The following is a 13,959-nucleotide window of genomic DNA, read 5'->3' on the forward strand; positions in this document are numbered from 1 at the left end:
TTGCTGAAAACCCTTCTGGCAGAAACCTCACTCACCCAAAATGCCCTAAATCAATGGGACAGAGACGGCGCATACGGAGGGTACTCCAATCTGTGACCCATTAACAATCGCAGGTATCGCGTTGACGGCCGGTTCGACCGTCGCGAATACCATGGCGCAAAACAAGATCCAGAACGCCCGCGACGACGCGATGGCGGCGGAACGCATTCGTCAACGTTCGTTGGATAAAGAAGCTGCTGCGCTGAACACGCAGTCGCAAGATCGGTATCAGGACTTCAGTGGGCAGCAAGACGAAAAGGCGACGCAGCTCGGCGATTATTTCGCACAGCAACAGATCGAAGCGGGCGACGCCAATGCGCAGAACGCCGCAGAAATGGTCATGCCGCAGTCCGGGTCGAATATCGTCGTCCAGGAAGAAGCGAAGAAGCGCGGGGAAGCGCGCGATTTCACGAACCAGAACGCCAAAAATCTCGGCAATCTGCGCGCTTTCGGTGACGTGATCGGCGACATTGGCCGCAATCAGGCCCGTGACGCTTCGTTGATTGGCCAGATTGGCGGCTTCAAACAGGGTTCGTCAGGCGTTCTTCCCTATGAACTGGAAGCAGCGAACAGCGCCGGAAACGGGTTGAAGATGTTCGGCGACATTCTGAACCTTGGCGGCGGGTTAGCTGTCAACGCTGGCCTTAGCAAGGGAAACTACTTCCCGACCGCTCCTTCAACCCCAAGCGCCCTATCGGCGCCGAAACAGTCGAAAAGCCTGTACGACTTGTACGGCTCAAAAAAAGGCGCTTTCTGATGATCGAAAACGTATCAGCTTTGCAAAACCGACCATCAAAGGAATGGGCAATCCGGGCGATTGGTGCCTTTGCGGATATTCCGCTTTTAGATGATCCCAAAGAAGTTACCCGTTACGCAGCCTACGGCCTACGTTTGCTTCATATTGCAGCGTATGAGTTTCCAGATTTTGCCAACTCGGCATTTGACCTCGCCAACGAACTCAATACCGTGTTGTTGCAGGCAGCGCCCTATATTTGCGACACCGCGCCGAAGGATTTGAGCCGAGAGCGGATTTACGTTTGTCTCGGCGCTGCGGGGTCTTTGGTGCTTCCTTCAACGAATGAAAGGGAACAGCAGCTATTCTTGGCATGCTATCTCCGCGCTCGTCTGGACGCGCAGTTTCTCTGGAATGAAATTGCTGATCGCGGCGACACCTTGATGCGTAGTGCCGCAGAGGTGGACGCCAAGAAATGGGCTTTCTTGGGTAACTGCCAGCATCATTAAGGAGGTCCAGAATGCCCATTCGGAAAAATGGTTACTATAATAGTCCTGGGTTGGCACAAATTGGCGCCAATCTGGCGGATCTGTTTGCACCGCCAAGCGGGGCAGATGCCGCTGGATGGGCTGCAGCTAACGCCGAGAACGCGAAAGCGCGTCGCTTGTCTGATTTTTACACCAAAGCCTTAGACCCGAAAACTACACGTGAAGAGCTGGATCGTTATGGCGTCGGCGCAGGCAGCTTTAATCCGAGCCAGAGCTATTATTCCGTCGACCAGGGAAACGCGACGCAACGATACGGTTACGACCGTTCCTATCAATCATCGACCGAAAACAACGTTCGGGATAATGCGCGCGCAATTGAAGATCGAAAACTGCAAGAAGCCGGGGCACTCCAGCGACAGTACGCGCAGCCGGTGAAAGCTGCGGCAGGAGAAACCGTCTTTATCCCGAACCAAACGCAGGACGCTACCGGGTTTGCTCCAATACTGCATGGGGTGCAATCCTTGGACGAGCTACAAGCTGCTGTATTTAGAGGACTGACACCAGGACAACAGCAAGCCAAAGTTATGCACGATGTGCCAATTGAACAAATTGTCGGCCCAACCGGTAAGCCCCAGTTTGTCTCGCGCACCGATGCAATCGGTCAGCAGCCATATATTGCTCCGGTTACAACCGGTTTGGTGAATTACCAGACACAGGACGGCAAATCCGGGACCGCGATTTATGACCCTTCCGTGGGGTTCAAAGACACACAAACCGGAATAGCGCTGCCGCAAGGTGTTCGCACATTCACTGCGCAGTTATCAGGCGGAGCGAAAGAGACAGGCCTGGCAAAAACCACAGAAGCGGAAGATAAGAACGGTTATGCCGTTACAATGGCCGAAGGCGCGACAAATCAGATCCTAACTGCCTTTGATGAAGGGAAGCTTCCAAACGCTACTGATTTTCAAGCCTTACAGGCGATGCGGCTCCTGCCTATGGCAATGCAACCTGCAATCGTCTCGCAAATGTCCCCTGAGGGCCAAATATTTTATCAGAACGTGCGAACAGCCCTCCCCTATCAGCTGATGTCTCAGTCCGGACAGGCAGTCACCGAGCAGGAGTACGAAAGAAAAATGCTCGAACTCATCCCGGTGCCAGGTGAAAGCAAGGAAGTTACGACAGCCAAAAGACGTCAGTTCGAAACTTACATCAAGGCGGCGAAAGGCGTATCTGGGGACGCTTATAGTAAAATCCACGAGCGCGGAAACATCAAAGAGCCTCCCTCTTCACAAGAACCATTAACACCGCCAGCACCGTCCGGAAGTCGCCTGCGCTTTAACCCAGAAACAGGTGAGTTAGAATGATTGAAGTTGAACTTCCAGACGGCACCGTGGCTGAGTTTCCCGACGGGACGGCGCGAGACGTTATGCGCAATGCATTGCAAAAGCGCCTGGGAAACACCTCAAGAGCTGACAGCGCGCCAGAAATACGTGCAGATCCTAGTGATACATCCGCCCTTGGCGACGCTGCTAAAAGCTTTGCCAGCGGGTTACCACGTGGTGCCGCCGAAACCGTAATGCTACCCATTACGGCCCATAGGCTGGCCGACCAGGGATCTGGCTATCTGGCGGAAAAAGGAGACGACCTAGTTCGCACGATACTGGGTTTGCCTCCAGCTTCGGAAGAAAAACGCGCACAAGCGCGCGCCATTCGTGACGCGGGTTGGAGCGGTCAGTTAGACACGACTGTCAATAACGCCCAGGATGTCGTTCGTGAATATATGGATCAGAATTTGTATGCGCCAAAAACGCGCGCCGGACGTTTTGCGGAAACCGTCGGTGAGTTTGCTGTTCCGGGCGGCCTACCGTCCAAGGCAACCAAAGGGGCGACGGGCGTTGTGCGTAAAGGGCTGGAATACGGTAAAGACCTCCTTCAGAACGCTATTGTTCCGGGCGTCGCATCGGAAGCAGCCGGGCAAGTTACTGAGGGAACCGCGCTTGAACCTTGGGCCAGAGTTGCCGGCGCAGTCGCCGGAAACGCGGGTATGGCGGTTCAGCGCGCCAGCAACACCCCAGAAGCCGTCTTACGCCGGGCCGCAGGCGACGTAGACGCCATCGATTGGGACCGCGCTATAAATCTCCAGAACAATAGCACGGGCGTTCAACTGACCGGTCCTGAAGCAATTGCACAGGCACAAGGTGGTGGAACGGCTCTCCCCAATCTTCAGCGAATAGTCGAAGGCTCTATGGACGGCCAATCGCGTATGGGGCCGTTTTTCACTGGCAGGCCGGGTCAGGTCGATACAGCTGTGGGCAACGTGCTGGATCAGATATCCCCACAGAGTACCGCCCCTTCAACGCTTGGCCCGCGCGCCTCGAAAGCGGCGGACGCAGCAATTGACGGTGTGCGGCGAGATCTTAACAATCAGACGCGGCCGCTCTATCAGGCCGCCGAGGGTCAATTGATCCCGGATGGCGAGTTTCAGAAGATCGCGGCCGACCCACGCTTTACGGCGGGATTGCAACGCCTTCGGAATAATGCTGAGCTCGGTGCTGATTATGCAAAGTACCCTGATAATTCCGTCGCAGTTGTCGACGCCGTGACGAAAGACATGGCCGCGCTGGGAGAAGCTGGACGGGTCGCAGCCAATCCGCTCTATGGGCCAGAACTGGCCGCGAAACGCGAAGCGGGCAGTGCAGGCGCGCGCGATATCGCGCGGCAAGCAGTACCGGAATACGACGCTGCTCTTTCTCAGCAAGCAGCAACGCGTCGCGACGTACTGGACCCTCTGGAGCAAGGTCCGCTGGGAGCCATTAAGCAGGCTTCCGACACGACCAGTGTCGGGAATGCCGTTTTACCTTCCAATCCGCTTGCAGGGTCGCAGGATGAAATAGCCGACACCATTCGTCGGTTGATGGATCAGGATCCTGACGTCACGCGCTCGGTTGTCCGCCAAAATCTTGCCGATCGCTACAATAAAGCGGCCACTGAAACCCAGGAAGGCGTTCGCGAATTCTCAGGCGCTAAATTTCGCAAGGACATAGCGGGTAACGCGCAACGTGAGGAAGTATTGAATGCGGTGCTCCGGTCGATTGACCGCCCCGACGCGGGCGCGGCAATGCCCGAATTGCTGGACGTACTTCAAGCAACCGGCCGTCGCAAACCCATTGGCAGCGCGACAGAGTTCAACCGGGCGCTGAATGCGGATCTGGCCGCGGGCGGGGGACTGGTCGACACGTTCGTTCGGCGACCGAAAGACATTGTGGCCAGCTTAATCCAGAACACGGGCGACACTGTTTCACGCGCAAGGTTAAGCCGAAATATCAGTACGCTGGCCGATATGTTCATCGACCCTCAGTCGGTCGAGCTTATCCGCGATGCGATGGGCCGCCGTTTCCCTGTCGAATACGGTCGTGCCGCAGCTCTTTCGGCGGCGCAAACTGCACCAATCGTCGGCAACGCGATGCCATAACAACGGTCCAAACGAACTGAAACGCCGCCCGGTTCTGCTCTGGGCGGCGTTTTCAAATCAGACTTCGGCGCAATCGACCAGCGGCTTTGAAATATCCGAGAACGTAAACTCTCCAAAATTTGACATACATGTAGGTCGACAACAGACCAACAAGGCTAATCCCGAAAGCTACTCCGTAGGCGTCAGGATCTCCCATGACAGCTTGAAATCCAGCAAATATAGGCGCGATAAATAACATCAGAGCGAACGGCGTCGACACAATCAGCCAAAAGACAATCTGGATCTGGAGCGTTCGCGCCTTTCGTCTCAATCGTTGCTTTTCAGCGAGCGAAACAACTGGCGGGGCCTTGCCAGATCTTGCCTGGGCGACCGGATCGCCTCGCAGTTCCAGGATCAAGTCTTTCAGTGAAAGCCCTACAGAGGCGGCCATGGCTTCCGCACGCGCTAACGCCGCGCTTCGTTCGCCCTCTGTCGCGCCGTGCGCGGCGAGCGTGATAACCTTGAAAAAGCGGTCGATGTTCAGCTTTCGAATATTCTCATCAGCCCGGTAAGTCATATCCATCTAATCCAGTTGGTACCATTTTGAATAGCATACTTCGAACGTGCTATCTCATTGCTTTTCGAGCGCACCGGGTTGGCGACAGCATCCAGCATATCTCGGACAATTTCTGTACGTGAGAACAATATTTTCGGATAGAGAAGAAGTGATGTAAAGATCAAGGAACTACGAGTGAATTTTCTGCTTCGAACATCAACGGACAGCCACTTCGCTGGTGAGCATTTTACATGATATTATTCCTCGAAGAATCATTCTTCGCTTCAAAATGGTCCAAATGGCAGCCCCAGAACGCCCTAAAATATATCACATAGTGCACGTCGATAACCTGCAATCGATAATTTCAGACGGGTTCCTTTGGCCGGACGCTGTCATGGTTAAGCGACAGCCTCCCGCAGCAATTGGAAATGGCGAAATAAAGGCGGATCGTTTGGTTCTGCCCGTTGCGTGCCATGCCGGAACATGCGTGGGTGATTATGTGCCGTTTTATCTGTGTCCGCGATCAGTGATGTTGTATGTAATTTCTCGTAAAAATCCCCGAAATGTCGCTTACCGTGAGGGCCAGGGTCCAATTATTCACCTTGTGGCAGATCTGCACGAGGCTGTGGAGTGGGCGGAACAAAATGACAAGCGTTGGGCTTTTACTGATATTAATGCTGCAAACAGAGCAGCCGACTTCTTTGGCGATATTGAGGACTTAGATCAGTTGAATTGGGACGCAATCCGTTCTACGCAGTGGAGAGATTGCAGAGATCATAAAATGGCTGAGTTTCTTATGCATGATGGGTTCCCGTGGGAGTTGGTTCGAGGAATTGCAGTGCATTCTGAAGCTATCGGGGCACGCGTGATGGCAGCGTTCGGTGACGCAGCACACCGACCACCGGTGAAAGTTAAAGCAGACTGGTATTATTGAGGGAGTGGCATCAAATGATAAATTTCACTACCGGCGATATACTTAATGCTGACGTTGAAGCGTTGGTGAACACGGTCAATTGTGTTGGGATAATGGGCCGTGGCATTGCTTTGCAGTTCAAAAACGCTTTCCCAGAGAATTTCGAAGCATACCAGAAAGCGTGCGCTCTGGAGCAAGTGCAGCCTGGTCGCATGTTCGTTTACAAAACCAATGCGCTTACAAATCCTCACTATATAATTAACTTCCCGACCAAACGTCATTGGAAGGGAAAGAGCCGGATGGAAGACATCGAGAGCGGCCTAGTTGCGCTCGTTGCAGCCATCCGGGAGCGGAATATTGGGTCCATTGCAATTCCTCCATTGGGTAGCGGATTGGGTGGCCTCGATTGGAATGACGTGAAACCACGAATTATTGATGCGTTTAGTGCCTTACCTCAGGTTAACGTCAAAATTTACGAACCTACAGTTGCTCCCGTTGCAACGCGCTCTCGAGACGTTCCGAAAATGACAACTGGACGAGCAGCGCTCGTTACGTTGATGGATCGATATCTTCAGGGCTTGATGGACCCTCTAGTGACCTTAATTGAAGTGCATAAGCTTATGTATTTCATGCAAGAAGCAGGTGAACCGTTGAGGCTAAAATACGCTAAGGCGCCGTATGGTCCTTACGCGGAAAACCTTCGGCACGTTTTAAAAGATATTGAAGGGCACCTTGTGTCGGGTTACGCAGATGGTGGCGACGCACCGTCGAAACAGCTCGAACTGGTTCCCGGTGCAGTAAAAGAAGCGTCTCGTTTTCTGCAAGACAATCCCGAAACGACGCATCGTTTCGACAAAGTAGCTGCGCTAGTCGACGGTTTTGAAACGCCGTTCGGCCTTGAACTTTTGGCAACTGTTCATTGGGTCGCCAATCGCGAGGATGCCCAAACACCCGAAGAAGCAAAAAGTCGAGTTTACGCATGGAACGAACGTAAGAAACAATTTTCTCCAAGGCAGATCGCCATCGCGTACGACACCCTTCGTAAGCATGGATGGCTTCATGCTGCGTAATGCTGCGATAGTTCGCCCGAAGTAGGATGAATTTCTTCAATTGTTAACGTTTTTATCACCATAACACCTTGGCTTTCGCTTCCACGTTTGGGGTAAAAAGGGCTAGCATTATGGCGATGAATTCCACTATTGAATGGACCGACCATACGTTTAATCCATGGACCGGTTGCACCAACATTAGCCCGGGCTGCGACAATTGCTATGCTGAAGCTTGGTCAAAACGGTCAGGCCACGTGAAATGGGGCAATTCGCCTCGGAAGCGCACAACCGAAGCCTATTGGAAAGCCCCGCACATCTGGCAACAGAAAGCAGCAGCTTTTGCAGCACAGCACGCCCGGCGCCAACGTGTTTTTTGCGCTTCGTTGGCCGATGTGTTCGACAATCAAGTAGACCCCAGCTGGCGGACCGACCTTTTCCAGGTAATTCGCGATACGCCTTCGCTTGACTGGCAGCTTTTGACAAAGCGCCCTCAGAACATAAGAAAGATGCTGCCCGAAGACTGGGGTACAGCGGGCTACCCAAACGTTTGGCTTGGATTTACCGCGGAAGATCAAATTCGTTTTGACCAGCGAAAGCGTTTTCTCGCGGAAATTCCTGCGGCTGTATGGTTTGTTTCTTATGAGCCGGCTATTGGCCCGCTCCGTATTGCAGAGAGCGATCCTAAGCCACATTGGCTGATCTCGGGCGGCGAGAGCGGCCACAACGCCCGCCCCATGAATTGTCAATGGGCCAGAGATATCGTCGAGGACTGCGACAAATTTGGCATCGCTGCTTTTCATAAACAGTGGGGAGCGTACGGTAATAACCCAATGGTTTCTGAGCAAGGAAAGGCCGTCGCCGACGTCAAACTCGCGGATCCTTACGGAAAGGGTGGCGGCCTGCTCGACGGTAGATTGGTCCGAGAGTTTCCGAAAACGCGAGCGGCACTTGTCCACGCCGCGTAGACATTGTTAGAATTCGGACAAATGTTTCTATAGCTTTAATTCTTGGGGGAGAGCCGCTATAGCTGAGTTTGATTGGAGTAAAGGTAAACCACCGCCGCTGAAAGCGCATAGTGGCGCCAAGTTGAAACTCATTGAGCACTATCTCAGTTCGTACTTCGACGCAGTGGTGAGAAATCCTACAATTGAACGCTTACGCATCACATTGGTCGATGGATTTTGCGGAGGGGGCGCATTCGATCTAAAGGGAGAACGTGTCGACGGAACGCCGTTTCTTCTACTCCAAGCGGTCGAAAACGCTGAAAAACGCCTCAACCAAAATAAAGATAAGAAGCTGACAATAGACGCTCAATTTCACTTTGTTGACGTCAAGAAAAGCGCAATAGAACATCTCAGAGAAGAGCTCGCCAAGCGCGGTTATTTAAACCGAATTGGAAAAGACATCTTTCTACATAATGGAATGTTCGAAAAAGTCGTTGGTCAAATTCAGAATTCAATTGCTGAGCGCACTCGCAGAGGTGCGGGTCGATCCCTCTTTCTTCTCGATCAGAAGGGATACACCGCTGCCCCTCTCGACGCCATCCGATCCATTTTCCACCAATTTGAACGAGCTGAGTGTATTCTCACATTCGCGGTTGACTGGCTTATAGATTACATGAGCGAGCGTCCGGAATGGGCTGCGGGGGTGTCAAAGCTCCAACTTTCGGCCGATCAAATCAAAGAAGTCCTTGATTTGAAGAATGCGGGCGCCAATCGATACGCAATTCAGCATCTTCTACTCGATCACCTGCAACAGAGCACGAACGCGCAATTTGCAACGCCCTTCTTTATTAGGAGCCAAGAAGCAAAAAAGAACCTATGGTTAGTGCACCTCTCGCAACACGCGAAAGCACGAAACGTAATGGTAGACAGCCATTGGGCTGTAAAGAACCACTCGATCCATCAGGGGTACGGTGGGTTGGAAATTAATGGTTTCGATCCACGGTACGATCCAAGCCGCACGCCAGATTTCATGTTCGCCGAGCACGAACGCCAGATTATGCACAATCGCCTTCAAACAGACATTGCTCGCCGGATACGGGACACGTACGGACACGACCCTGTTCACTACGGAACGTTCATAAACGCCATAGCTAACGAGACGCCAGCTCGGCTATCCGACATAGACAACGTAATATCCGCGCTGGCGGTAGAGCGTGAAATTCAAATAAGAAACCAGAACGGAAACGAGAAGCGAGTTCTGAAACCCGCTCTTTCAGATCACATCATGGTCAGCCGGCAAGATCGGTTTTCGTTTCATATTCGATAGCGCAACAGAATGCGAAAAATTGTGGATAAATGACCGATTGAAACCGATGTTGGTATATATGTTGGTATCTGAGAAACGGGACCGACATTATTCCCTTTAATAACAATACCTTACATGTGAAATTATATGCCCTCTGGGGCACCAATATTTTCACGGTTGGAGCAAAACGCTCGCCGTTCACAATGACAAGATTACACTTTCCTCAAAATTCAGAACCGCCGCAGACTGATATCTCTAATGTCATCTCAATCAGACGATTGAGACGCTTGCCACTTTTTCAAAGCAATAAATAGTTTATTTATCACCGATCAGAATATTCATAAAAATTCATATCAGCAACGTTCGTTTACAAATCAGCCGTAAACAGGACAATCTATAGATATATATTTGAATTACTGAAAACATTGAGGATACTGATTATGAGAAAAATCTTTGCTGCGGCAATCGCGCTTTCCTTTATTTCCGCGCCGGCTGCATTTGCTGCTCCAAGCCACATCTCCTCGGGCTTGGTTCATCAAGTCAAAGCGGAGAAAAAGGCGAAAGCGAAAAAGCCATCCCCCAAAAGGCATGTGAAAAAGCCGGTAAAGAAGCCCATCAAAAAGCCAACACGGCATTAAAACCAAACAGAAATTCGCGTTTTAAATCTATTTCACGGCCAAATCTTATCGATCTTCATCCCGATTGGTAAGATTTGGCTCTGAGACCGCTACCGTTACAAAGAGATAGCGGCTCGAAGATCAGGCGGACGGGCTCAGTTTCCCTTCCCGCCGCGATAGATATTTACGCCGAGTTCGCGGATTTTCTTGCGCAGCGTATTGCGGTTGAGACCGAGCAGGTCCGCCGCCTTGATTTGGTTGCCGCGCGTTGCCGTCAGGCAAGCCAGAATCAGGGGATATTCGAGTTCGGCCAGCACACGGTGATAAAGCCCCGGCGGCGGCAGATCGGCACCGAACGAAGCGAAATAACGCTGCATGTTTTGCTCGACGGCTTGCGAAATCGTGATGTTTTCCGCATCACCTGCCACTGCCGGAATGCTGTCGGGCTTCGACATTTCCGCCTTCAGCTCGGTTTCGATGATTTCCGGCGAAATCTCTTCCTGCGGATAGAGCGCGGCTAGCCTGCGCACCAGATTTTCCAGTTCGCGCACATTGCCCGGCCATGGATAGCGTCGCATCATGTCGAGACCGGCATTGGTAATGCGCTTTTCAGGCAAGCCCTCTTCGGCGGCGCGCTTGAAGAAATGGCGCACAAGATCAGGCACGTCCTCGCTGCGCTCACGCAACGGCGGCAGCCGCAGCGGCACCACATTAAGCCGGTAATAAAGATCCTCGCGGAAAAGACCCTGCGCGATCAGCTGGCGCAAATCCTTGTTGGTCGCTGCCACGATGCGCACATCGGTCTTGATCGGCGTACGCCCGCCGACGGTCATGTATTCGCCCTGCTGCAACACGCGAAGCAGACGCGTTTGGGCTTCCATCGGCATATCGCCAATTTCATCAAGAAAAAGCGTACCGCCATTGGCCTGCTCGAAGCGACCACTGGACCGATTCTGCGCGCCGGTGAAAGCGCCCTTCTCGTGGCCGAACAGTTCGGACTCGATCAGATCACGCGGGATCGCCGCCATATTGATAGCAACGAATGGTCCTTTGCGGCGACGGCCATATTCATGCAAGGCGCTTGCGACCAGCTCCTTGCCGGTGCCGGATTCGCCCGTGACCATCATGGTGAGGTCCGTCTGCATCATACGCGCCAGAACGCGGTAGATTTCTTGCATGGCGGGCGAACGGCCGACAAGAGGCATGTTCTCGCCCGGCTCGTCGTGCATCACCGAAGCCGGCTTATGTTTTGGTTCAGACAGCGCGCGTCCGACAATATTGATCAGTTCCGTCAGGTCGAACGGTTTTGGCAGATATTCATAAGCGCCCGCTTCCGAGGCGCGAATGGCCGTCATGAAGGTGTTCTGGGCGCTCATCACCACAATCGGCAATTCCGGCCGCATCTTCTTGATGCGCGGCAGAAGGTCGAAGGCGTTTTCGTCCGGCATCATGACATCGGTAATCACCAGATCGCCGTCGCCTGCCGCCACCCAACGCCAAAGCGAAGCGGCGTTCGAAGTGACCCGCACATCGTAACCGGCCCGGGAAAGCGCCTGATTGAGCACAGTGCGGATCGCCGCATCGTCATCCGCCACCAATACGGTTCCCGTCGGGCGTCCTGCTATCATGCGTCGTCTCCGGTATAATCAGTCGTGAGTTTGCGCGCTGGCGAAGCAATATCCGAGCTTTTCCAGGCAGGCATGAGAATGCGGAAAGTGGTGCGCGAGGGATGGCTGTCGCATTCGATAATGCCGCCGTGATCGCCGATGATTTTCGCCACTAGTGCCAGTCCAAGGCCGGACCCGTTGGTTTTGGTCGTCACAAACGGATCGAAGAGATGCGGCAGCATATCCTGCGGCACTCCGGGCCCATTGTCGTGCACGCAGAATTCCAGCGGCAGCGCAACGCGGTCGCGTGCGCCCGGCACCTGAAGCCGGATACCGGGACGGTACGCCGTCGAGAGAAGGATTTCTCCGTGGTCGCGGTCGCCAATGGCCTCAGAGGCGTTCTTCACCAGATTGAGAAACACCTGCACAAGCTGGTCGCGATTGGCGAAAACCGGCGGCAGTGAGGGATCGTAATCTTCCGAGAAGCGAATATGCCGCGCAAACCCGTTGCGGGCCACGGCCTTTACATGGTCCAGAACCGCGTGAATATTCACAGCTGTGCGCTCGATGGGGCGTTCGTCAGAGAAAACCTCCATCCGGTCCACGAGCGATACGATACGGTCGGTTTCATCGGTAATGAGTCGCGCCAGCGCGCGATCCTCGTCGCCCACCACCTGTTCAAGCAACTGCGCCGCACCGCGAATGCCCGATAGCGGGTTCTTGATTTCATGCGCCAGCATCGAGGCCAACCCGGTCACTGAACGCGCAGCGCCGCGATGGGTCATCTGGCGGTCGATCTTTTCCGCCATGGTCTTTTCCTTGAAAAGAATGACCACGGCACCCTGCATTTCAACAACGGGCGCGACATAGAGATCGACAATGCGTTCCGCACCAAGACGCGGCGAAGAAATATCGACGCGATATTCATTGACCGGCATCTGGCTAGCGCGAACCTGATCGATAAGCGCCAGAAGCGGGCTGCCAAACGGCAGAAAACTTTCCAGCCGGTTGCGCGCCAATATGGACGAACCCGAGCGGAAGAACTGCTCGCCGTCCAGATTGGCATAAACGATGTGATTGTCAGGCCCAACCATAATGACCGGCTGGCTGATCGCATCCAGTATGACCGACGGGATGCTACCCTTTTCATCTCTTTCGCGCATCAGGCGACCTTTCTGAACGCCGATTTCAACTCTGGCGCATCCGTCGTCCGCGCCGCGAAAATCCGGCGCAGCACTTCCACCACCTTTGCGGGATCGGTCAGCGTCATCACTTCCGCCTTGTCTGCTGAGGTCGAACACTCTCCAGCGTGACGATCCAGATACCAGCCAAGATGCTTGCGCGCATGGCGAATACCCGTTTTGCTACCATAATGGTCGAGCATATCTTCGTAATGCATTATAATATAATCGATAATCCCTGTTCCATCTTGAGACGACAAGGCACTGCCCGCGATCGAGCCCGGCAACCATGGCTGCCCATAGGTAGCGCGCCCGACCATCACCGCGTCGGCACCCGACCGGCGGCGAATCTCTTCCGCATCTTCACGCGACGTCACATCGCCATTGGCGACGAGCGGAATTTTCACCGCATCGCGTACGGCGCGAATGGCGTCCCAGTCGGCATGACCTTCATAGAACTGGCAGCGGGTGCGGCCATGCACCGTCACCATCGCAATACCGGCATCCTCGGCCCGTTTGGCCAGTTCCGGAGCATTGATGCTGTTTTCGTCCCAGCCAAGCCGCATTTTCAATGTGACCGGCACGTTGACCGCTGCCACTGTTGCTTCGACAAGCGTCATGGCGTGATCCAGATCGCGCATCAGCGCCGACCCGGAATAGCCGCCTGTCACCTTCTTGGCCGGACAGCCCATATTGATATCGATGATATCGGCGCCCTCGCCTTCGGCAATCCTGGCCGCCTCGCCCATCCAATGCGCTTCACGCCCGGCAAGCTGAACCACATGCGTGCCCAAACCTTCGCCCGACAGGCGCAGCAGGCTTTCCTTGTGACGATTGCAGAGTTCCGCGCTGGCCACCATTTCCGAAACGACCATACCCGCTCCGGCGGCGGCAGCACGCTTGCGAAACGGCAGATCGGAGACGCCTGACATCGGCGCCAGAAAAACGCGATTCTTGAGCACCACGCCGCGGATATCCAAGGGCTGATCGAGAGAAGTCACCAACAAATGCCTATTTCATGTGCATGATGCATAACGCACACACTTTAATCAGTTCATCTTTTGAACGCAAGGAA

The 13,959-nt window shown here is 53.8% G+C and carries 13 protein-coding genes; 9 read left to right on the forward strand and 4 right to left on the reverse strand.

Features of this window, described 5'->3' with window-relative positions:
- The first annotated feature begins 151 nt into the window (after positions 1-151).
- From HWD97_RS17425 to HWD97_RS17440, 4 genes are read left to right on the forward strand one after another with little or no spacing between them, the layout of a single operon-like run.
- Positions 152-796 carry a hypothetical protein gene (locus HWD97_RS17425; protein ID WP_371835327.1) on the forward strand — a complete coding sequence of 215 codons (645 nt, stop codon included), beginning with the start codon at positions 152-154 and terminating at the stop codon, positions 794-796.
- Positions 796-1,281 (forward strand): hypothetical protein, encoded by a 486-nt coding sequence (locus tag HWD97_RS17430; protein ID WP_371835328.1) that lies wholly within the window; start codon positions 796-798, stop codon positions 1,279-1,281. Before HWD97_RS17425 ends, HWD97_RS17430 begins: the two co-directional genes overlap by 1 nt.
- A gap of 11 nt (positions 1,282-1,292) precedes the next feature.
- Entirely contained in the window at positions 1,293-2,624 is a 1,332-nt protein-coding gene (locus tag HWD97_RS17435; RefSeq protein ID WP_371835329.1) for a hypothetical protein, read from the forward strand.
- Complete coding sequence (locus HWD97_RS17440) at positions 2,621-4,732, forward strand: hypothetical protein (protein WP_371835330.1); 2,112 nt, start codon at positions 2,621-2,623, stop codon at positions 4,730-4,732. Before HWD97_RS17435 ends, HWD97_RS17440 begins: the two co-directional genes overlap by 4 nt.
- Positions 4,733-4,784: 52 nt before the next feature.
- On the opposite strand, the gene HWD97_RS17445 is transcribed toward HWD97_RS17440, so the two are convergent.
- The gene (locus tag HWD97_RS17445; protein WP_371835331.1) at positions 4,785-5,294 is read right to left on the reverse strand and encodes a hypothetical protein; all 510 of its coding nucleotides are present in this window, start codon (positions 5,292-5,294) and stop codon (positions 4,785-4,787) included.
- Positions 5,295-5,565: 271 nt separating this feature from the next.
- On the opposite strand from HWD97_RS17445, the gene HWD97_RS17450 reads away from it, so the two are divergent.
- The 5 genes from HWD97_RS17450 to HWD97_RS17470 all read left to right on the forward strand — a co-directional run bounded on the left by HWD97_RS17450 (position 5,566) and on the right by HWD97_RS17470 (position 10,117).
- Positions 5,566-6,201: a DUF4433 domain-containing protein gene (locus tag HWD97_RS17450; RefSeq protein WP_371835343.1), complete on the forward strand. Its 636-nt coding sequence runs from the start codon at positions 5,566-5,568 to the stop codon at positions 6,199-6,201.
- A gap of 14 nt (positions 6,202-6,215) precedes the next feature.
- Positions 6,216-7,250, forward strand: a complete 1,035-nt coding sequence (locus tag HWD97_RS17455; protein ID WP_371835332.1) for a macro domain-containing protein — start codon at positions 6,216-6,218, stop codon at positions 7,248-7,250.
- A gap of 110 nt (positions 7,251-7,360) precedes the next feature.
- Positions 7,361-8,194: a phage Gp37/Gp68 family protein gene (locus tag HWD97_RS17460; protein WP_371835333.1), complete on the forward strand. Its 834-nt coding sequence runs from the start codon at positions 7,361-7,363 to the stop codon at positions 8,192-8,194.
- A gap of 97 nt (positions 8,195-8,291) precedes the next feature.
- Complete coding sequence (locus HWD97_RS17465) at positions 8,292-9,500, forward strand: three-Cys-motif partner protein TcmP (protein WP_371835344.1); 1,209 nt, start codon at positions 8,292-8,294, stop codon at positions 9,498-9,500.
- A gap of 419 nt (positions 9,501-9,919) precedes the next feature.
- On the forward strand, positions 9,920-10,117 hold the full coding sequence (locus HWD97_RS17470; RefSeq protein WP_109369135.1) for a hypothetical protein: 198 nt from the start codon (positions 9,920-9,922) through the stop codon (positions 10,115-10,117).
- A gap of 134 nt (positions 10,118-10,251) precedes the next feature.
- Here HWD97_RS17470 and ntrC read toward each other — a convergent pair whose 3' ends face one another.
- The 3 genes from ntrC to dusB are packed head-to-tail and all read right to left on the reverse strand — an operon-like array spanning position 10,252 to position 13,885.
- A complete protein-coding gene (ntrC, locus tag HWD97_RS17475) occupies positions 10,252-11,724 on the reverse strand; it encodes a nitrogen regulation protein NR(I) (RefSeq protein WP_109369136.1) in 1,473 nt (490 codons plus the stop codon).
- Complete coding sequence (locus HWD97_RS17480; RefSeq protein WP_121536234.1) at positions 11,721-12,866, reverse strand: nitrogen regulation protein NR(II); 1,146 nt, start codon at positions 12,864-12,866, stop codon at positions 11,721-11,723. The genes ntrC and HWD97_RS17480 overlap by 4 nt, the downstream gene beginning before the upstream one ends.
- Positions 12,866-13,885 carry a tRNA dihydrouridine synthase DusB gene (gene dusB / locus HWD97_RS17485; RefSeq protein WP_181376095.1) on the reverse strand — a complete coding sequence of 340 codons (1,020 nt, stop codon included), beginning with the start codon at positions 13,883-13,885 and terminating at the stop codon, positions 12,866-12,868. The genes HWD97_RS17480 and dusB overlap by 1 nt, the downstream gene beginning before the upstream one ends.
- Between the last annotated feature and the right edge of the window lie 74 nt (positions 13,886-13,959).

The organism is Ochrobactrum sp. C6C9 (genome assembly GCF_022627935.1).
Classification (GTDB): Bacteria; Pseudomonadota; Alphaproteobacteria; order Rhizobiales; family Rhizobiaceae; genus Brucella; species Brucella teleogrylli.

What these genes read in the sequence shown, in the direction of transcription:
- HWD97_RS17425 (WP_371835327.1), top strand. Translation starts at nt 152, where the DNA reads ATGGCGCAAAACAAGATCCAGAACGCCCGCGACGACGCGATGGCGGCG.
- HWD97_RS17430 (WP_371835328.1), top strand. Translation starts at nt 796, where the DNA reads ATGATCGAAAACGTATCAGCTTTGCAAAACCGACCATCAAAGGAATGG.
- HWD97_RS17435 (WP_371835329.1), top strand. Translation starts at nt 1,293, where the DNA reads ATGCCCATTCGGAAAAATGGTTACTATAATAGTCCTGGGTTGGCACAA.
- HWD97_RS17440 (WP_371835330.1), top strand. Translation starts at nt 2,621, where the DNA reads ATGATTGAAGTTGAACTTCCAGACGGCACCGTGGCTGAGTTTCCCGAC.
- HWD97_RS17445 (WP_371835331.1), bottom strand. Translation starts at nt 5,294, where the DNA reads ATGGATATGACTTACCGGGCTGATGAGAATATTCGAAAGCTGAACATC.
- HWD97_RS17450 (WP_371835343.1), top strand. Translation starts at nt 5,566, where the DNA reads ATGGCAGCCCCAGAACGCCCTAAAATATATCACATAGTGCACGTCGAT.
- HWD97_RS17455 (WP_371835332.1), top strand. Translation starts at nt 6,216, where the DNA reads ATGATAAATTTCACTACCGGCGATATACTTAATGCTGACGTTGAAGCG.
- HWD97_RS17460 (WP_371835333.1), top strand. Translation starts at nt 7,361, where the DNA reads ATGGCGATGAATTCCACTATTGAATGGACCGACCATACGTTTAATCCA.
- HWD97_RS17470 (WP_109369135.1), top strand. Translation starts at nt 9,920, where the DNA reads ATGAGAAAAATCTTTGCTGCGGCAATCGCGCTTTCCTTTATTTCCGCG.
- ntrC (WP_109369136.1), bottom strand. Translation starts at nt 11,724, where the DNA reads ATGATAGCAGGACGCCCGACGGGAACCGTATTGGTGGCGGATGACGAT.
- HWD97_RS17480 (WP_121536234.1), bottom strand. Translation starts at nt 12,866, where the DNA reads ATGCGCGAAAGAGATGAAAAGGGTAGCATCCCGTCGGTCATACTGGAT.